Origin of the sequence: Hoeflea sp., assembly GCF_039975035.1 — a bacterium.
In the GTDB taxonomy this organism is placed as follows: Bacteria; Pseudomonadota; Alphaproteobacteria; order Rhizobiales; family Rhizobiaceae; genus Hoeflea.
The window spans coordinates 1-18,703 of the sequence record NZ_JBDWHW010000252.1 but is presented as its reverse complement, the minus strand read 5'-3'; the positions used below and the strand labels follow the sequence as shown (position 1 = coordinate 18,703).

At 61.4% G+C, this 18,703-nt stretch carries 22 protein-coding genes and 1 pseudogene; 10 read left to right on the top strand and 13 right to left on the bottom strand.

Annotated features, from left to right (window positions below):
- Nucleotides 1-51 precede the first annotated feature (51 nt).
- Nucleotides 52-666: a TIGR00730 family Rossman fold protein gene (locus ABJN75_RS22605; protein WP_348441886.1), complete on the top strand. Its 615-nt coding sequence runs from the start codon at nt 52-54 to the stop codon at nt 664-666.
- On the opposite strand, the gene rarD is transcribed toward ABJN75_RS22605, so the two are convergent.
- From rarD to ABJN75_RS22540, 13 genes are all read right to left on the bottom strand, one after another.
- Nucleotides 653-1,591, bottom strand: a complete 939-nt coding sequence (rarD, locus tag ABJN75_RS22600; RefSeq protein WP_348441885.1) for an EamA family transporter RarD — start codon at nt 1,589-1,591, stop codon at nt 653-655. The genes ABJN75_RS22605 and rarD overlap by 14 nt on opposite strands.
- A 144-nt stretch (nt 1,592-1,735) precedes the next feature.
- The gene (gene cimA / locus ABJN75_RS22595; protein ID WP_348441884.1) at nt 1,736-3,355 is read right to left on the bottom strand and encodes a citramalate synthase; all 1,620 of its coding nucleotides are present in this window, start codon (nt 3,353-3,355) and stop codon (nt 1,736-1,738) included.
- On the bottom strand, nt 3,352-4,314 hold the full coding sequence (pip, locus tag ABJN75_RS22590) for a prolyl aminopeptidase (protein ID WP_348441883.1): 963 nt from the start codon (nt 4,312-4,314) through the stop codon (nt 3,352-3,354). Before pip ends, cimA begins: the two co-directional genes overlap by 4 nt.
- A gap of 120 nt (nt 4,315-4,434) precedes the next feature.
- Entirely contained in the window at nt 4,435-4,917 is a 483-nt protein-coding gene (locus ABJN75_RS22585; protein ID WP_348441882.1) for a GFA family protein, read from the bottom strand.
- Complete coding sequence (locus tag ABJN75_RS22580) at nt 4,914-5,402, bottom strand: GFA family protein (protein ID WP_348441881.1); 489 nt, start codon at nt 5,400-5,402, stop codon at nt 4,914-4,916. The genes ABJN75_RS22585 and ABJN75_RS22580 overlap by 4 nt, the downstream gene beginning before the upstream one ends.
- A complete protein-coding gene (locus tag ABJN75_RS22575; RefSeq protein WP_348441880.1) occupies nt 5,399-5,815 on the bottom strand; it encodes a VOC family protein in 417 nt (138 codons plus the stop codon). The genes ABJN75_RS22580 and ABJN75_RS22575 overlap by 4 nt, the downstream gene beginning before the upstream one ends.
- The gene (locus tag ABJN75_RS22570) at nt 5,805-6,173 is read right to left on the bottom strand and encodes an endonuclease domain-containing protein (RefSeq protein WP_348441879.1); all 369 of its coding nucleotides are present in this window, start codon (nt 6,171-6,173) and stop codon (nt 5,805-5,807) included. Before ABJN75_RS22570 ends, ABJN75_RS22575 begins: the two co-directional genes overlap by 11 nt.
- A gap of 281 nt (nt 6,174-6,454) precedes the next feature.
- The gene (gene cysS, locus ABJN75_RS22565) at nt 6,455-7,927 is read right to left on the bottom strand and encodes a cysteine--tRNA ligase (protein WP_348441878.1); all 1,473 of its coding nucleotides are present in this window, start codon (nt 7,925-7,927) and stop codon (nt 6,455-6,457) included.
- Between the two features lie 192 nt (nt 7,928-8,119).
- Complete coding sequence (locus ABJN75_RS22560; RefSeq protein ID WP_348441877.1) at nt 8,120-8,743, bottom strand: LysE/ArgO family amino acid transporter; 624 nt, start codon at nt 8,741-8,743, stop codon at nt 8,120-8,122.
- Between the two features lie 4 nt (nt 8,744-8,747).
- On the bottom strand, nt 8,748-9,533 hold the full coding sequence (locus ABJN75_RS22555) for an SOS response-associated peptidase (RefSeq protein ID WP_348441876.1): 786 nt from the start codon (nt 9,531-9,533) through the stop codon (nt 8,748-8,750).
- A gap of 51 nt (nt 9,534-9,584) precedes the next feature.
- Nucleotides 9,585-10,289 carry an ATP-binding cassette domain-containing protein gene (locus ABJN75_RS22550; protein WP_348441875.1) on the bottom strand — a complete coding sequence of 235 codons (705 nt, stop codon included), beginning with the start codon at nt 10,287-10,289 and terminating at the stop codon, nt 9,585-9,587.
- An 8-nt stretch (nt 10,290-10,297) separates the two neighbouring features.
- Nucleotides 10,298-11,470: an ABC transporter permease DevC gene (gene devC / locus ABJN75_RS22545; RefSeq protein ID WP_348441874.1), complete on the bottom strand. Its 1,173-nt coding sequence runs from the start codon at nt 11,468-11,470 to the stop codon at nt 10,298-10,300.
- Complete coding sequence (locus ABJN75_RS22540) at nt 11,467-12,705, bottom strand: HlyD family efflux transporter periplasmic adaptor subunit (protein ID WP_348441873.1); 1,239 nt, start codon at nt 12,703-12,705, stop codon at nt 11,467-11,469. Before ABJN75_RS22540 ends, devC begins: the two co-directional genes overlap by 4 nt.
- Nucleotides 12,706-12,921: 216 nt before the next feature.
- Here ABJN75_RS22540 and ABJN75_RS22535 point away from each other — a divergent pair, with 216 nt between their 5' ends.
- The 9 genes and pseudogenes from ABJN75_RS22535 to ABJN75_RS22495 form a co-directional block, all read left to right on the top strand.
- Nucleotides 12,922-13,380: an NUDIX hydrolase gene (locus ABJN75_RS22535; protein ID WP_348441872.1), complete on the top strand. Its 459-nt coding sequence runs from the start codon at nt 12,922-12,924 to the stop codon at nt 13,378-13,380.
- An 82-nt stretch (nt 13,381-13,462) separates the two neighbouring features.
- A complete protein-coding gene (locus tag ABJN75_RS22530) occupies nt 13,463-14,488 on the top strand; it encodes a DUF3179 domain-containing protein (RefSeq protein WP_348441871.1) in 1,026 nt (341 codons plus the stop codon).
- 55 nt (nt 14,489-14,543) lie between these two features.
- Nucleotides 14,544-14,972: a TIGR02301 family protein gene (locus ABJN75_RS22525; protein ID WP_348441870.1), complete on the top strand. Its 429-nt coding sequence runs from the start codon at nt 14,544-14,546 to the stop codon at nt 14,970-14,972.
- Between the two features lie 93 nt (nt 14,973-15,065).
- Nucleotides 15,066-15,335 carry a hypothetical protein gene (locus ABJN75_RS22520; RefSeq protein ID WP_348441869.1) on the top strand — a complete coding sequence of 90 codons (270 nt, stop codon included), beginning with the start codon at nt 15,066-15,068 and terminating at the stop codon, nt 15,333-15,335.
- Nucleotides 15,336-15,355: 20 nt separating this feature from the next.
- Complete coding sequence (locus tag ABJN75_RS22515) at nt 15,356-16,111, top strand: hypothetical protein (protein WP_348441868.1); 756 nt, start codon at nt 15,356-15,358, stop codon at nt 16,109-16,111.
- A gap of 83 nt (nt 16,112-16,194) precedes the next feature.
- Entirely contained in the window at nt 16,195-17,061 is an 867-nt protein-coding gene (locus tag ABJN75_RS22510; protein ID WP_348441867.1) for a folate-binding protein YgfZ, read from the top strand.
- A gap of 3 nt (nt 17,062-17,064) precedes the next feature.
- A complete protein-coding gene (locus ABJN75_RS22505) occupies nt 17,065-17,679 on the top strand; it encodes an HD family hydrolase (RefSeq protein ID WP_348441866.1) in 615 nt (204 codons plus the stop codon).
- Between the two features lie 5 nt (nt 17,680-17,684).
- Nucleotides 17,685-18,248, top strand: a complete 564-nt coding sequence (locus ABJN75_RS22500) for a tyrosine phosphatase family protein (protein WP_348441865.1) — start codon at nt 17,685-17,687, stop codon at nt 18,246-18,248.
- A 6-nt stretch (nt 18,249-18,254) separates the two neighbouring features.
- Nucleotides 18,255-18,703 (top strand): annotated as a pseudogene (locus ABJN75_RS22495) (NAD regulator); the annotation flags it as partial.

Sequence of the window (18,703 nt, the reverse complement as noted above, 5' to 3'; positions counted from 1 at the left end):
ACTGCAAACCCGGGGCTTGACCATGTGGCCGGGCCTATGTTCACTCCAACCATGAACACACTCTCATCTTCCATCAAATCCATTTGCGTCTATTGCGGTTCCCAACCTGGCCGCGATACAGCCTACAAAACCGCCGCCCAGACACTGGGCCGTGCCATGGCCGAGAACGGCATCGACCTGGTCTATGGGGGCGGAACCAAGGGCATCATGGGCGCTGTGGCCGACGCAGTCATGTCCGCAGGCGGCAAGGCCATCGGCATCATCCCCGAATTCCTGATGGACAAGGAGGCCTCCCGCCATTCGCTTGGGAAGTTGAGCGAGTTGCATGTCACCAGAAACATGCATGAGCGCAAGCACATGATGTTTGAACGTTCCGACGCTTTCGTCACCCTGCCCGGCGGTATCGGGACATTGGAAGAGATCATCGAAATCATGACCTGGGCACAACTGGGCAGGCACACCAAACCCATGGTGTTCGCCAATATCAACGGATTTTGGGATCCGCTCAATGCGCTGATCGGTCACATGACAGGTGAAGGCTTCATCCACACCGCCCACCTGGTCCAGCCTCTGGTGATCGATCAGGCAGAAGATATCGTGCCGGCCATCATGGCGCACGCGCGACAGCCTGCGGTTGGCGATGCCGCGGTGATCAACCGGATGTAAGCGCCGCTGCGGCGGCCTGGCGTGCCTTGCGGTTACGCAACAGCGATGATGTGTAAATTGCCAGCGCCATCCAGATCAGGATGAACGCCGCCATCTTGTACAGCCCGAACGGCTCCTTGAAGATAAACACCGCGATGATGAAGATCAGGGTCGGCGCGATGTACTGCATGATGCCGATGGTCGACAGCCTCAACAGCTTGGCGCCGTTGGCATAGATCATCAGCGGCACTGCCGTGACCACACCACAGCCGAGCAGCAACAAGACGTCCGTCATCCCGGTGTCGCCGAAATGGCCTGTTCCGTTGGCCTCGACATAGGCAATATAGCCGATCGCGGGAACAGTCAGGATCAGCACTTCGAGAAAGAACCCCTGATTGGGACCGATCGGCAGCGATTTCTTGAAATAGGCGTAAAACCCCCAGCTTCCGGCCAATCCGACGGAGACCCAGGGCACTCCGCCCGACTCCCAGGCAAGCAGCGCTACGGCGGCAACCGCCAGCGCAATGGAAATCATCTGCTGGCGGTCGAGCCTCTCCTTGAGCAGCACCGCCGCGAGGAAAATCGAAAACAGCGGATTGATGTAGTAGCCAAGCGCCGCCTCGACTGTCCGGCCCGCGCCGATCGACCAGACATAGATGCCCCAGTTGATCGTGATGATGGATGCCGTCACCATCGCCATCATCAGCGTTCGTGGGGTTTTGAGCGCTATCCGGATGTCATTTGTCCGGCCAAGCAGGATCAGCACGATCGCCGCAATCGGCACAGACCAGACCACCCTGTGCGCCACGACCTCCACGGCGGGAATATGCGCCACCGCCTTCATGTAGAACGGCAGGAAACCCCACAACAGATAGGCAACCAGCGCGAAGGCAAAGCCGCGCGGCGTGTCTTCGTCATAAGCCGCCGGAGCCGTTTTGATCGCCATGAGGGTACCCGCCCGTTATTCGTGTTTGGATGAGACGCATATGGCAAGCCGCGTGAATGAGCAAATTCATTCCGCTGAACAATCGCGGACTGGCCACGGGGGCGGGACGGCCTCCCGAAACCTGACCCGAGCAGCTGCGACGCTCTATTCCGCCGCCGCCCGGCCCGCCATGTCCCGGTTCTTCATCAGCTTGAACACGATCGAATCCATCAGTGCCTGGAACGAGGCGTCGATGATGTTGTCGGACACGCCCACCGTCCACCAGCGCGCGCCCGCGCCGTCGGCGGATTCAATCAGCACGCGGGTGATCGCCTCGGTGCCGCCATTGAGGATGCGTACCTTGTAATCGGCCAGTTCCAGATCGGCGATCTCCGACTGGTAGACACCGAGATCCTTGCGCAGCGCGATGTCGAGCGCGTTGACCGGGCCGTGACCCTCGGCCACCGACATCATCTCGACGCCGTCGACCACCAGTTTGACCACGGCTTCCGAGACTGTCCTGATCCGGCCCATGGCATCGAACCGGCGCTCCACCATCACCCGGAAACTGGTGACCGAGAAGAATTCCGGCACGCGGCCAAGGGTGCGGTGCGCCAGGAGTTCGAAACTCGCGTCCGCCCCCTCGTACGCATAGCCAGTAGCCTCGCGTTCCTTGACCAGACTGATCAGCTTGTCGAGCTTCGGATCGTTCTTGCCGACCTCGATGCCGCGCTGCTTGAGCGCATTGATGAAGTTGGATTTGCCGCCCTGATCGGACACCATCACCTTGCGGAAATTGCCGACACTTTCGGGCGGCACATGTTCGTAGGTCCGGGGATCTTTCAGCAGCGCCGAAGCATGGATGCCCGCCTTGGTGGCGAACGCCGAAGCCCCGACATAGGGCGATTGCGTCGCCGGCGAGCGGTTGAGCAACTCGTCGAATCCGTGGCTGAGCGGCGTCAGGCCCAGAAGCTTGTCTTCGGTAATCCCTGTCTCGAAGCGCGCCGAGTAGACCGGTTTGAGCGCAAGCGTGGCGATCAGGGTGATCAGGTTGGCGTTGCCGCACCGCTCGCCGATGCCGTTGAGCGTGCCCTGGATCTGCCGCACGCCGGCTTCCACCGCCGCGAGCGAATTGGCAACGGCCTGTCCGGTGTCGTTATGGGCATGAATGCCGAGCCGGTCGCCGGGAATCCCCTCTGCGATCAACGCACCAACTATCTCGGTGATTTCGGAGGGTTGCGCGCCGCCATTGGTGTCGCACAGCACGATCCAGCGCGCGCCGGATTCATGCGCAGCCTTCGCGCAGGCCACCGCGTAATCCCGGTTGGCCTTGTAGCCATCGAAGAAATGCTCGCAATCGACCATCGCTTCCTTGCCGGCGGCAGTTACAGCTTGCACCGACTCCGAGATCGATTGCAGGTTTTCTTCATTGGTGCAGCCGAGCGCCACCTTGACGTGATAATCCCAGCTCTTGGCGACGAGGCAGACCGCATCGCTCGCCGCCTGAATGAGTCCGGCAAGCCCTGGATCATTGGATGCGGAAACACCGGCACGCTTGGTCATGCCGAAGGCCACAAACGCGGCGTTCTCGGTGCGGTTTTTGGCAAAGAACGCCGTATCGGTCGGATTGGCACCGGGATAACCGCCCTCGACATAATCAATCCCGAAATCATCCAGCATCCTGGCGATGGCGATCTTGTCCTCGACGGAAAAATCGATGCCCGGCGTCTGCTGGCCGTCTCTCAGGGTTGTGTCGAAGAGATAGATGCGTTGCTTGTCACTCATGTGTCTGCCTTGCCCGCAAACCTGTCGGTCGCACGGATCAGCTGGTCAAGAATGCCGGGTTCGGAAAATGCGTGTCCGGCGCCCTCGATCAAGTGAAACCCGGCCCGTGGCCAGGCCTTGTGCAACTGCCAGGCAATGCGCGCCGGGCACGGCATGTCGTAGCGGCCATGCACGATGACGCCGTCGATGCCGGCGAGCTTGTGGGCTTCGCGCAGCAATTGCCCTTCTTCCAGCCAGCCGGCATGAACGAAGAAATGGTTTTCGATCCGCGCAAATGCCAATGCGAACCGGTCTTCGTGAAACTTGTCGCTGGTCGAGGGTTCGGGCATGAGCGTGATGGTCTCGCCCTCCCAGCCGCTCCAGGCCCTGGCCGCAGCGATCTGCTCAGCCGGATCATCGCCCACCAGCCGCTTGCGATAGGCTGTCATCAGGTCGCCGCGCTCGGCTTGCGGGATCGGCGCCAGAAACCGTTCCCACTTGTCGGGAAACATCTCCGAGACGCCGAACTGATAGTACCAGTCAAGCTCGGCCTTTGTCAGCGTGTAGATGCCGCGCACCACCAGTTCGCTCACCCGCTCCGGATGGGTCTCGGCATAGGCCAGTGCCAGCGTCGACCCCCAGGAGCCGCCGAACACCAGCCATTGCTCGAACCCCGCCATTTCCCGCAAGCGCTCGATATCGGCCACCAGATGCCAGGTGGTGTTGTTGTCAAGCGAGGCAAATGGGGTTGATTGCCCGCAGCCGCGCTGGTCGAACAGGATCACGTCATAAAGTGCGGGATCAAACAGCCGCCGGTGCACCGGACCAAAGCCGCCGCCCGGGCCGCCATGCAGAAACACCGCAGGCTTGCCCCCCCTGGTGCCAACCCGCTCCCAGTAAACCTGATGGCCGTCGCCGGTATCGAGATAGCCGGTCTCGAACGGTTCGATCTCCGGGTAAAGTGCGCGTAAAGTGCTCATGCTGTCAGCTCCAATTGACCCAGATGACAACCGCGGCTGTCACCACAACTACAAAAACGCCCTTGCCGATCAGACCGTAAAGCAGCCATTTCGGCATTTCCGTGCCCGGCTTGCGCTCGCTCATTCGGTGCGCTCCGGTGGCCAGGTGCCGGTATCGTGATCCGGGTGCTGATAATTGACCAGCGTTTGAAGGAAGGCGACCGCCTCCGGGTCTTCCATGGTGTGCCGCTCGGGAAGCGCAGGGATGCTGTCGCACCAGGGCCGTTTGCCTTCCACACCATAGGCAATCACCGGCGGCACGGCGTCCGGATCATCGAACGCCAGCACCGACAGCGCCAACCCGTCCGGCGCATCATAGGCCAGCGGCGTGCCGCAGGCGCTGCAAAAGCCGCGCCGCGCTGCATTCGAGCTTTGAAACCATGACGGTGCGCCGCGCGTCCATTGCATGCTTGCCAGGCCCACCGAAACCAGCGCCAGCGCCTGGCTGGCCGAGGCCTTCTGGCACATCCGGCAATAGCACACCGAAGACGTGCCGGGGGCTCCGCTCAGGCGAAACCGAATTGCGCCGCACTGGCAGCCGCCGGTTAGGGGTTGAGGGCTCATGACTTGTCCTCCACCGGCCAGACGCCGGTGTCGCAATCCGGGTGCTGATGATTGGTCGAGGCGATGCTCGCCAGCCCTCCCGGCAGATCATCACGGTCGACATTTTTCCCGGGCAAGCTGCCGAGCGCTGCATGAAACGGCACCCGCGTCTCAATCCCGTCCTGAGCGATCGGTGGAAACGCCGAGGGATCATCGAGACTGCCCAGCGTCACCGCGAGACCATCCGATTGCAGCGTGTCGAAAAACAGCGGCGTGCCGCAATCGCGGCAAAAACCGCGCCGCACCGGATCGGAGGACTGAAACCAGCCCGGCTCGCCCCGGGTGATGGTGAGCATCTCATCGGGCGCGAAACCAAGCGGCATGAAATAATTCCCCGCCGCCTTCTGGCACATGCGGCAATGGCACAGATGCGGATAGTCGAGAGCACCCTCGACGCGGTAACGCACCGCGCCGCACTGGCAACCGCCGTTGTGAATTTGCGTCATTGCTCGTCCTCCGGCTCAAAGCAGACGGCCTCGATGTTGTGGCCTTCCGGGTCGGTCATGAAAGCTGCGTAGTATTCCGGGTGATAGATCTCGCGAATGCCCGGCGCGCCGTTGTCGCTCCCGCCATGGGCAAGCCCGGCAGCGTGAAAAGCGCGAACGGCTCTGCGTGTGTCTGTGCGAAAGCAGATATGGGCGGATGGCATCTGCGGTCCGTCCTCGGCAAGCCAGAGCTGGCCCTTGCGGCCAATGCCAAACCCGGCATGGGCGACCGATCCGGATTGCTCCGCCGTCACCTCGCCGACCAGCTCCATGCCAAGCTCGGCAAGAATGGCCGCATAAAACCGCTTGGCCCTGTCCATGTCGGCAACGCTGAGGCTGACATGATCCAGCATCATTTTGAGTTCAGTGGTCATCGCCGGGCCTCGCAACCAATCTCAGGATATGCGTGCAGACATTGTCGATGTCGCTGAGCACGTCGTCGTTCCAGAAGCGAACGACCTTCCATCCCCGCCGTTCGAGATAATTTGTTCGCGCCTGGTCGTGGGTAAGGTTTTCGGCGTGCTGGCTGCCATCAACTTCGACGATGAGCTTGTGCTCGGGACAGGCGAAATCAGCGATAAAGCGCCCTATCGGCACTTGCCGCCGGAACCCCAGCCCCATCAGCCGGTGCGCCCTGAGTTCATTCCACAGTTTGAGTTCCGCCTCGGTCATGGCACAGCGCATACGGCGCGCATTGCGTCTGAGATGCGGCGGCACTTTGCTGTGTGGCAAGTTACCCCCCTCTGTCACTGCGTGACATCTCCCCCGCAAGGGGGGAGATCGGCGTGCCGAAAGATCACGCCACAATAACATCACCGCATTTGCAATCGGAACGCAACCTGAGATGGAAACCGCGGCAGGCATGGGTGCAATCCGGCGATTTTTCCCACCACCAGAACTTTGAACATATACGGGATCCGGTTTTCCATCCCGGTGGAAGCACACAGCCCCCAATCTCCCCCCTTGCGGGGGAGATGTCGGCGCAGACGACAGAGGGGGGTGAAGCTGCAATCTCACCGCTTGACTTCCCAGGTCGTCACCCGCTCGCCGGTCTGAGGATCCTTGCCGTCCTTGAGCTGAATGCCCTGCGCAAGCAGTTCATCACGGATCTTGTCGGCTTCGACCCAGTTTTTGGCTTTGATGAGGTCGAGGCGCTGGTCGACGAGCGATTGAACGGCTGAGCGATCAATCCCGTAAAGGAGCTGGAGGAGTTCACTCATAAACCCATCAAAGCTACCGTGCCGCCCCAATCCCAAGAGTTCCAAAGACTTACGAAGTACGCGCTTCAATTCAATTGAATGAAGCCCGCCCGTTCCATTGATCTCTGTTTTAATTAGATCAAGCCGAGCAAATGCTTTGGACAGGCTCAGATCGTCACGTAAAGCCTCAATGAACTCGGGATCGGGTGAAGCATCGTCATCCAGACTTCCAATCGCTCGATATAAGCCTACCAGTTTGCCCTCCGCCTCCTCCAGCCGCTTCACGCTGAAATCAATCGGCTCGCGGTAGTGCGTCATCAGCATCGCCAGCCGCAGCACTTCGCCGGGCCATTTGCGGCCGCCGAATTTTTCGGTCTCCAGGAGGTCGGCGATGGTGACGAAATTGCCGTCGGATTTTGACATCTTCTTGCCTTCGACCTGCAAAAAACCGTTGTGCATCCACAGGTTTGCCATCCGGTCATTGCCATGGGCGCAGCAGGACTGGGCGATCTCGTTTTCGTGGTGGGGGAAGATCAGATCCAGTCCGCCGCCGTGAATGTCGAAGGTCTGCCCCAGATGATGCTCGCTCATCACCGAGCATTCAATGTGCCAGCCGGGGCGGCCGTGGATGGTTGTGGTCTCGCCGCCATCGGTGAAGCTTGCATCCCAACCCGGCTCGTCGCTTGCGGACTCTTTCCACAGCACGAAATCGCCCGGATTGCGCTTGTGGTCTTCGACCGCGATGCGGGCGCCGGCCTGCTGGTCTTCGAGTTTGCGGTTGGACAGCTTGCCGTAATCGGGCATCGAGCCCACCGCAAACAGCACTTCGCGGCCCTCGCGGCCCGTGGTCACATAGGCGTTGCCTTTGTCGATCAGCGTCTGGATCATCCTGATCATGCCGTCGATATGGGCAGTCGCGCGCGGCTCGAATGTCGGCTCCAGGCATCCAAGTGCTGCCGCATCCTTGTGAAACCGCGCGGCAGTCTTTTCGGTCACCCTGGCGATCGCTTCGTTCAGCGGCAAATCGGGATAATCGCGCAGCGCCCGGGCGTTGATCTTGTCGTCAACGTCGGTGATGTTTCGGACATAGGTGACGTGATCTTTGCCATAGACATGGCGCAACAGCCGGTAGAGCACATCGAACACGATCAGCGGCCTTGCGTTGCCGATATGGGCGAAATCATAGACCGTCGGGCCGCAGACATACATCCGCACATTGTCCGGATCGATCGGCGTAAACTCTTCCTTGACCCGCGTCAGCGTGTTCCAGAATTTGAGGTCGGTCATGTCCACTCCCGATGCCAGCACCCTGGCCCGGGTCGTTTGTCCTGTATGGTGAGAAGACGAAAACGGCCGAGCCAGCGAAGCGCTAGCGAATAATGATGCCGCAAATGCAGATGGCGCGTGCGCCGTGTGCCGTTTTCATGCTGGTCTTATCTCCGATTGCGCGGGCCCGGTCAAGATGCCGGAGAGCTGCGTTCAGACGGCGAAAAAACGATAGAGCAGCGACACCGACAGTGCCGCCATGACAGCTGCGATCAGCCCGTCGAGCACCCGCCAGGCCGATGATCTGGCAAACAAGGGTTCCAGCACCCGCGCACCGTAGCCGAGCCCGAAGAACCAGATGAACGAAGCCGACATCGCTCCGATGGCAAACGCCAGCCGCGCGGTGCCCTCGTAACGGCCGCTCAAACCGCCGACCAGCAGCACCGTGTCGAGATAGACATGCGGATTGAGAAAGGTGAAGGCGAGACAGGTCAGCACCGCCGCTTTCAGCGAGCCCGGTCCAGTCTTGGCGGCTTCAAGTCCTGATGGCGAGATCGCCCGCTTCAGCGCCATAAACGCATAGACTGCAAGAAACGCCGCGCCGCCAAGTGTCACCACACCAATCAGGATTTGTGAGCCCGATATGATCGCGCCCAGCCCGGCGACACCGAGCCCGATCAGCACCGCGTCCGACAGCGCGCAGATCAGGCACAGGATGAACACGTGCTGACGCAGCAGCCCCTGGCGCAGGATGAAGGCGTTTTGCGCGCCGATGGCGATGATCAGCGAGCCGCCGAGCAGCAGGCCGGAGAAAGCGGGGGCGTAGAGAGGCGTCATCGGGTCAGAACAATTTCAACTGGTCAGAGGCAGGAGGCGGCGCTTTGGCCTGGCGAACCGGTTTGGCCGGTTCGGGCGGCGCAATATCACCGGTAGCGGGCTTTTGCACCTCAGAGCCGCTGTTGGCAACCTTGTTGACCAGGTCGGAGACGCGGATCGCCTCGAAATAATCATCCGGCGCCGGCGCCATCAGGTCGCTCACATGGCGCGGTTCCTGGTTGAGACAATCCAACCAGCGCGAAAAATCTTGCGGACGGATCACCACCGGCATCCGGTCATGCACTTGCGCGATCATCTGGCTGGCAGCCGTGGTCAGCACCGCGGCGGTGTCGATCTCCGCCCCGTCGGCGCTCATATAGGTTTCCATCAGCCCGCCAAAGGCGACAATGCCGCCCTGTTTTGGCCTGATCCAGTAAGGGATGGACTTCCCTTTCGAGCCCTTGGGCGGACGATGCCATTCATAAAATCCCGATGCCGCGATCAGCACCCGGCGGTGCCGCATGGCGGCGCGGAAAGAGGCCTTTTCAGCCGCCGTTTCAGACCGCGCATTGATCAGCAGCGGAAAATCCGCCGGATCCTTGACCCATCCCGGCAAGAACCCCCAGCGCGCCAACAGCGCCCTCCGGTCGGTGCGGTTGTCGCCTTCGGCGCGGCGGCGGTCACCGGCGATGATCAGGATCGGCTGGGTCGGCGCAATGTTGTAGCGCGGCGGGAAATCCTCGATCTCCTCGAGCCCGAACAGTTCCTGCACCTCTTGAGGGCTTGTTGTCAGTGAAAAACGGCCACACATTGCCAATCCATGACGCAGGACAAAGACAGGGTCAAGGATGGAGCGATCAGGCTAGTCCGGTTTGGTGTCGGACACGATGCGTCCGTCTTCCAGCGTGATGATGCGGTCAGCCAATTCAAGGATACGGTTGTCGTGGGTGACCATGACCGTGGTCGTGCCGCGCTGCTGGCCCAGCCGCTTGAGTATGGCCACGACATTGAGCCCGCTCTCCTTGTCGAGGGCTGCGGTCGGCTCGTCGGCGAACACAATGTCGGGATTGCCGATTAGCGCCCGGGCCACCGCCACGCGCTGTTTCTGCCCGCCTGAAAGATTGCCCGGCAGATAATCCATCCGGTCGGCAAGTCCCACAAGCGACAAGGCATGGCGCGCGGCCTGCTGCTCGACCTTCGTGTCGCTCAGATGATGCACCTGAAGCCCCATCTGCACGTTCTGCATCGCGGTCAGACTGCCATGCAGATTGTGCGCCTGAAAGATGAAGCCGAGCCGCCGCCGGAGCGCTTCATTGAGCGCATTGCCCGCGCCCATCAACTCATGCCCCAGAAGAGTGATCGAGCCTTCCTGCAGGTCGCGCAGGCAGCCCATCAGTGTCAGCACCGTGGTCTTGCCCGAGCCCGACGGCCCCATCAGCACGGTCAGACTTCCACGCACCACGTTGAAATCGACGTCAAAAATCGCCTGCTTGCGGGCTTCACCGGTGCCAAACCAGTGGTTCAGGCCACGCACAGTGATCGGATGGTGCTGGTTCAATCTAGCCATGAAGCCCTCTAAAACAGATCAGCCGGATCGGCCGCAGCCAACCGGCGGGTGGCAATGGCGCCCGACAGCGAGCACGCAACCAGCGTTCCGATCAGCACGATCGCGGCCATCTCCCAGGTCATCGCCAAAGGCAGATTGGTGGCCTTTTTCATTCCGACCAGCAGCCCGGTCCCCACAATCACCCCGGGCACAAACCCGAAGACAGCCAGAATCAGCGCCTCCTCGAACACGATGCCGAGGAAGAATTTTTGCGGATAGCCCATCGCCTTGAAGGTCGCATATTCCGACAGATGATCGGCCACGTCGGTGGAGAGCACCTGGTAGACAATGACGATGCCGACCAGCACGCCGATGATCACACCGAACCCGAAGATGATGCCGGTCGGCCGTTTGGTCTGCTGATAGTTCAGATCGTCGGCCTTGGCCTGATCATACGAGCGGATGCGCAACGACTTGTCCGAAATCAGGTCCCGCAACCGGGCCGCCACCGCCTCGGGATCAGCCCCCGGTTTCACCTGCAGCAGGATGTGATCGGGCGCTGCCGAACTGCGCGCCGGAAACAGCGACAGGAAAGTCTGGTCCGACATGATCATATAGCCGTCGCCGCCAAAGCCGCCGCCGCCCTGAAACGTGTCGTAGAGTGACACTGTCTTGCCGGTGATCTCGAACGTCGCCGGCGTCTGCGGACGGATCGCGGCGGCTTCCTCGGACGGCAGGCCGCGAGTGGCCATGTCGAGAATGGCGGAATCCTTGAGTTGCAGCGTCGCCAGTTTGGGTTTGAGCACCGGACTGAGAAAATCCGGCAAGGTCGGATCGATCCCGAAGCTGGTCAGGCCAAGTGTCTTGGTCGGACGCGGCCAGTTGGTGCTGCCGACAAAGATGCCTGTGCCCAGGGTTACTTCCGGATCGGCCTGCGCCTGAAACAGCCATTGCCGCGCGACATTGCCGCCCTCCGTCATCGAATTGGCGTCCGACGCCGAAATCATGATGTCTGCCGTGAAGAAATCGTAGGGCTTCAGTGTTGCCGTCGCCATCGAGTTCATGATGCCCAGTTGCACGAAAACCAGCACATTGGCGAATGCAACGCCCGAAATCGCCGCGGCAAAGCGGGTGCGGCTATGGGTCAGTTGCAGCCAGCCGATCGGCAACCGCCCGAACAACCAATGCAGCAACCGGCTCATGGGTTGCTCTTGGCAACAGCCGCCTGTGTCCGTGTGTCAATGCGGGCGATCACCTCGAGATTGGTGTAGCGCGCCGCCACCTTCGAGGAGACGTCATTCAGTTCAACCATGACCTTGATCACCCGCGCATCGGTGTTTTCCGCCGTGTCGTCCGACAGCAGACCCTGACGTCCGACCGTCAGGCCGATCGACTTGACCCGGCCCTGCAGCATTTGGCCGATGGCGACAGCCGCCAGTTCCACCGGCTGACCTCGAGCGACATTGGCGATCCGGTCCTGATAGACCTCTACCTCGGCCATCATGTGATCGGTGTCGCCAATCAGCATGATGCCGTCGCTCGGCGGCCGCTCGCCCGGATTGGCCATCGAATCCAGCACCACCCCGCTGATCGGAGCGAGAACGGCAGAGCGGACCAGATCCTGTTGCGCGCGGGTCAGTTCTGCCTTTGCTGCATCAAGGTTGCGCGCCGCGACAATCACATCAGGCTGCAGTTCGGCTATTTCTCCGGTGAACCGGGACAAAGTTGCTTCGGCTTTCTGCACCGCAAGAACCGCCTGTTGTTCACCTGCGGCAAGGGAATCGAGCGAGGCCTGGGTGATCACGCCACGCTCGAACAAGGACTTGCCGCGCTCAAGTTCGGCCGATGCTTCAGTGCTGGCACTGCGTGCCTGCTCCATGGCTGCACGGGCTTCGGCTTGCGAATTCCGCACCGAATCGGTGGTTTGAACCAGCGCCGCCTCGCGCACAGCGACATTGGCCTCAGCCGACAGCACTGCGCTTTGCAACTGCCCTTGATTGTCCAGACGGGCGACGACAGTGCCTTTTTCAACGCGGTCGCCGATACCCACCAGCACTTCGGTAATACGGGCATCACCGGCTCCATAGGGAGGCGCGACAATCGACACATCACCGCGCGGCATCAGCCTGGCCAATCCAATAACGTCGCTGGCCTGCATGGTTACCGCCATCTCTTTGGGCATTTCCATATCGGGCGGCAAGGCAATGGGCCTGGGCGAACCGCCGCCGGGCTGCAAACCTGTGAGCGCATAGAATTTCTGCAAGGCTATCGGCTGATAATACATTCCGATCACCCCGCCCGAAAACATCAGCAAAGGGACCAGCAGCACCAGCAGGTAGCGCTTGTGAAACCGCCACCACCGCCGGGCGTTGTGCTGACCACCGGAATCATGCCGGATGACATTCAGCGGCAGGTCGGTGTCAGGTGCGGTGGTCATGGCGAGGTCCGATTCTCATGTCCCGGCAGGGCGCGCTTTCTATGCATGGCGTTTCATGCATATTACATCAACGCCAATTAGTGGAATGATCTCCATCAAGCAGACCCCCCTGTTTCTTGCCGGCCAAGCCCAATCCAGAGCTTTTTCGGGGTTGCCGCCGGATGCAAACTCCGCACATTAGGTTCCCATGACGCACAGCATCACAGGCATCAGGCAATGAGCAGTCAGCACGGCACCGATGGAACTGGACCGGCGCTGGCGGTATCGGTGGCGCTTGAGCGCGGCGGCAAGTACCTGCTGGTGTTGCGCGCCAACCCGCCGGCCCAGCACATGTATGCCTTCCCCGGCGGGCGCGTTGATCCCGGCGAAACGCTGGAGATTGCAGCCCTGCGCGAACTGGAGGAAGAAACCGGGCTGAAGGCTGCCAATCCCCGGGCTTTCGCCACATTCGACCTGCCATCGCGGGCGCCCGATGGCCGTCTGTCGTCGCATTTCCTGCTGACGGTGTTTATCGCCGACGATCCTGGCGGCGAGCCCCAGGCACTCGATGACGCCAAGGCCGTGGGCTGGTTCACGCCGGCGCAAATCCGGACCCTGCCGACGCCTGAAAGCATGGTGACATGCATGGACATGCTGGCGACCGGCGGATCCGAAGCAACGACAGAGGCAAGATAACCCGCAGGCACAGACTGAACTTCAAGCAATCGTGAAACAGCTTGATTGGCATTGGCAGCTGTTTGCGCACGATACTCTGTTCATGCTTGGATTTACCGCGCGACAACCGGCCTCGACCGGACATGCCATCCACTCCGGCGCCATTGTTATCGCGCTGCTTGCAGCGTTGTTGCTGGCAGTTTCGACAATCAGTGCTGCGGCTCAGCCCGACCGTTGGCGCAGTGAGGGATGGACCACCGACTTTTCCAAATCAACCATCGATTTCGCTACTGTCATGTCAGGTGGCCCGCTCAAGGACGGCATTCCGCCGATTGACGACCCGGTGTTCCTGCCGGTCACTGAGGCCTCCGGCCTGGATGACAAGGAGCCGGTCATGTCGGTTGTCATCAATGGCGCGGCGCGGGCTTACCCGCTCAGAATCATGATCTGGCACGAAATCGTCAATGACACTCTGGCTGGTCAGCCGATTTCGGTGACCTATTGCCCGCTGTGCAATGCGGCCATCGTTTTTGGCCGGACGGTCGAGGGCGCGGTGACCAGTTTCGGAACCACCGGCAAACTGCGCAACTCGGATCTGGTCATGTATGACCGGGAAACCGAAAGCTGGTGGCAGCAATTCAGCGGCGAAGCCATCACCGGATCCCGCACCGGGACCAAACTTGAAGTCATCCCCTCCCGGCTCGAATCCTGGCAGGTTTTCAGCACCCGTCATCCCGATGGCGAGGTTCTGGCGCCAAACAATGCCGGGTTGCGCGATTACGGCCGCAACCCCTATGCGGGCTATGACAGTTCCAGCGTTCCGTTTCTGTATCGCGGTGCCATGCCGGAAGGCATTGCGCCGCTGTCCTATGTTGTCGTGGTCCGCGAGGCATCAGAGCCCTTGGCGGTCTCCCTGGACAAGCTGCGCCGCGACAATGCTGTGACACTGGACGGTTTCGAATTTACCTGGGTTCCCGGCGTCCGCTCCGCGCTCGACACGTCAAGCATCGCCCAGGGCCGCGAAATCGGCAGCGTCACCGTGACCCGTGATGGCGTGGATGTGGCGCATGAACTGACCTTCGCCTTCGTCATCAGCGCTTTCCTGCCCCAGACCGTGATTGTACAATAACCAAGCCTGATGATCCGGGATTTCATCGCGCGATATCTTGGTGTAAGGAGCAGCCATGTTCCGCCGCCCTGCCCTGATCCTGACCATCGTGTTGCCCGCAGCGCTTGTCTGCGGCATGCAAATCGCCTTGGCGCAAACGGAGGAAGAAGAGGCAACCGTCGTCGTGCCGGATTTGCCGCCGCCACCCTATGAGGCAAGGTTGCTCAGGCTGGCGGAAATCCTCGGCTCGGTTCAGTATCTTCGGACTCTTTGCAATTCCGACGAGGAAACCGGCTGGCGCGACAGCATGCAGGCGCTGCTCAATGCCGAAACCGCGGGAGAAGCCGACCGGCGCGAACAACTCACCGCCGGATACAATCGGGGGTATCGCGCCTTTGCCTCGGTCTACATCTCCTGTACCGACGCCGCCGTGGTCGCCGAGGAGCGGTACCGTCACGAAGGTGCAACACTTGTTGCCGAAATTGTCTCTCGCTATGGAAATTGAGGTTTTGTTAACTGATATCGTCGCAGCCCCGTGCCGAAACGGTTCAAGCCGTGTTAGGGTTGTTAATGACCTGGTAAGTAAGAGTTGGTTTGCATGACACATCCCACGACCCATACACCCGAGGAACTTGACGATCTGATCGTCCAGGAGAAGCTTCAGGTGGCGCTAGAATTGCAGCACGATGCCTGGGCGGAAAGCACGGCTGACGGCATAGAGCCGGAGATCATTGCCGATGCCGCGATGATCACGGCAATCAGGGAAACGGTCCGTGCTCTGGGCGAAGATCAGGCGGAAGCCCTGGTGGAATCGCTGCGGGAACGTATCCTTGCCGGCGAATTTTCACCCGAGCGTGTGCTCCAATAGAATTACCGGCGGGGAGACAAGTGGTCGACAAGCGCAAGCGCGAATGGAAAATCGGCGGACTGATGAACGTATCAGCCATGACTTTGGCGCTGGTGACGATCTTTTCTGCAAACCCCGCACTGGCATTGAGCGAGCTCAAGCAGGCGCACCCCGTCGAAACCGAGCAAGACACGGCTCCGCCGCCGCTGGATGAACCCCAAATTGGCCCCGATGGTGGTTTGCCGCAACCAAATCCGATCATCCGCACTGTTCCGCAATCGCAAAACCAGGACATGAACGCTGAACCCGGCATGGCCATAGAGACCGATTCGGTTGACATCATTACCGATCCGGCTTTGTTGCCTGAACTCGCGCAACGCATGCGCGAACTGATCATTGAGGCCGCGGCCACCGGCAACATCGAAAATCTCCGCGCTCTGCTTGGCGCCGGCCCCACCGCCACGCAACTGGCCTTTGGCGAGATCGAAGCCGATCCGGTGGAGTATCTGCGCTCGATTTCAGGCGATGGCGAGGGCCAGGAAATCCTGGCGATCCTGATTGATCTGCTCAACACCGGCTTTGTCCGCGTCGACGCAGGCGAGCCCGGAGAAACCTTCGTATGGCCCTACTTCACGGCCTTGCGCCTTGAAGCCCTGACGCCACCGCAGAAGGTGGAACTGTTGCGCCTGGTCACCGCCGGTGACGTCGAGGATATGAAGGCTTACGGCGGTTACAATTTCTACCGGATCGGCATCTCGCCGGAGGGGCAGTGGCGCTTTTTCATCGCCGGCGACTGATCAACCCGACCCTTGCCCCCTGCCGCGCGACAGCCTACCTATCCCGGCAACACCCATTGCCGACCAATCCGGAGTGCCCCACCGTGCCAGCCCTAGTCCTTTCCGACCGGAAGATCATACGTGTTGATGGCGCCGACGCCGAGCATTTCCTGCAGAACCTGATCACCGCCAATGTCGATGCGATCAAGACCGGGGAAGCGCGGCCCTCGGCGCTGCTGACCCCGCAGGGCAAGGTCCTGTTTGACTTCCTGATCTCGAAATCCGGCGAAACCGGATATGACTGCGACATCCGTGCTGATTGCGTGGCGGACTTCATTCGCAGGCTGACGCTTTACAAGCTCCGTGCCGCGGTAACGTTCGAAACACTCGACGATGTGCCGGTGATTGCCGGCTGGGATGGCGCCGCGCCGTTGGGCGCACTTGCCGACAAGAGGTTTCCGAAACAGGCCGGTGTCTGGCGGCTTTACGGAAGCGGATCGGTGCTCGATGCCGGCCTGGCTGACTGGGATGCAATCCGCATTGCTCACGGCGTAGCCGAATCCGGCGCCGATTTTGCCCTGTCGGATGTGTTTCCGCACGACATCATGATGGACAAGACCGAAGGCGTGGATTTCAAGAAGGGCTGTTATGTTGGCCAGGAAGTGGTCTCGCGCATGCAGCATCGCGGCACCGCGCGGCGCCGGGTGGCGACCGTCACCGCCCCGACAGCCCTGCCTGCACGCGGCGAAGATGGAACAGCCGCCACCATTCTGGCGGGCAACAAGCCGGTGGGCAGCCTCGGCTCCGTCGCCGGCAACGAAGGCCTTGCCATTGTGCGAACCGACCGGGTCGCCGACGCGGCTGCCCAGAACATTGTGCTGACAGTCGCCGGGCAGCCTGTCACCCTGGCCTTGCCAGCCTGGTCAGGTCTGTCGTTTGACAGCGGTGACGCTAACATTCCGGACTCCTGAGCCATGCCCCCGATTGAAAAGGCTCCGCGCGCCTGGCAGCGCATGCTCTCAGGCCGGCGGCTGGACCTGCTTGATCCCTCGCCGCTGGATGTGGAGATCTCCGACATTGCCCAGGGTCTGGCCCGGGTAGCGCGATGGAACGGGCAGACCCGTGGCGACCATGCCTTTTCGGTGGCGCAGCACTCGCTGATGGTTGAAGCCATTGTCGGCAGGCTGACAGAGGCTTCGCCCGAAACCCTGCAACTGGCGCTGCTGCACGATGCGCCGGAATATGTCATCGGCGACATGATCTCGCCGTTCAAGGCAGTCGTCGGTGGCGGCTACAAGATGGTTGAAGCCAGGCTCGAGGCCGCGATTCACATCCGCTTCGGGCTTCCTTCAACGCTGCCCAAACCCATCAAGGCGCTGATCAAGCGCGCCGACCGGATATCCGCCTATTTCGAGGCGACTGAGCTTGCAGGGTTCGAGGACGCGGAAGCCCGTGCCTTCTTCGGCCCGCCACGCGGTATCAGCAGGGACATGCTCGATGTCTCGCCCCGCTCGGCAGTGGAGGTTCAAGCGCTTTTTCTGGAGCGTTTCGAGGCCATCGAGGCGTTGCGCCGGGCAAAGAAAGGCTGATACCCATGTCCTATATCATCGTCTGCCGCCTCAACCAGATCGCTGAAACCGCCGTCATTCATGGCGCCCGCGAGTTGGTCAGCCTGCTTTCCGAAAATCAGCAGTTCCACCGTCCCGGCGTCATCGACCAGGCCCGCCACCTCACGCTGGGCCTCAATGACATTGCCGAGGTCCGGCCCGGTCTGACCGCCCCCGGCGAGGCACATGTCGAGCGGCTGATCGGATTTGTGAAAGACTGGGACCAGCGCGCGCCACTGCTGGTGCATTGCTGGCTGGGGATTTCGCGCTCGCCCGCCGCAGCAGCGATCGCCGCGCTGGCACTCGAGCCCGATCAGGACGAGATGGCGCTGGCCGAACGCCTGCGCCACGCCTCGCCCTTCATCACGCCCAATGCGCGGCTGATCGACATCGGCGACGCGATGCTCGGGCGCGGCGGACGCCTGACCCGCGCCATCAAGGCGATTGGCCGCGGCGCCGATGCTTTCGAGGGCAACCGCTTCTGCCTCGCCGTCCGGCCCGGAGACGAGGTTCCCGCCGCCACGCCTGTCCGGCACAAGGGCATGGGCTGACACACCATGGAACCGGGCGACATCCCTCCCCTGCGCATCGGTCTCAACGCGGCAATCGTCGCGGTCACCCACCGTACGCCCAACATTCTCGCCGTCCCCTCCACGCCCGGCGCGGGGCCGGCCGACGGCTTGCCTTTCGGACCGTTCGATCCGATGCGGCACCGCACTTTCGAGGCCAGTCTTCGCGCCAGTGTCGAAAGCCAGACTGCACTGCATCTGGGCTATGTCGAACAGCTCTATACATTCGGCGACCGTGGCCGCCAGGTGCTCAGCGCCGGGGCCAGGGACGAAGACAATCCGCATCTGGTATCGGTCGGCTATCTGGCGCTGACCCGGGCTGACGCCGAAAATCCCGAGGCGCTTGCGGCCACCGGCGCCCGCTGGTGCGACTGGTATGAGCTGTTCCCCTGGGAAGACTGGCGCGAGGGACGGCCAGGCATGCTCGACGCCGCGAT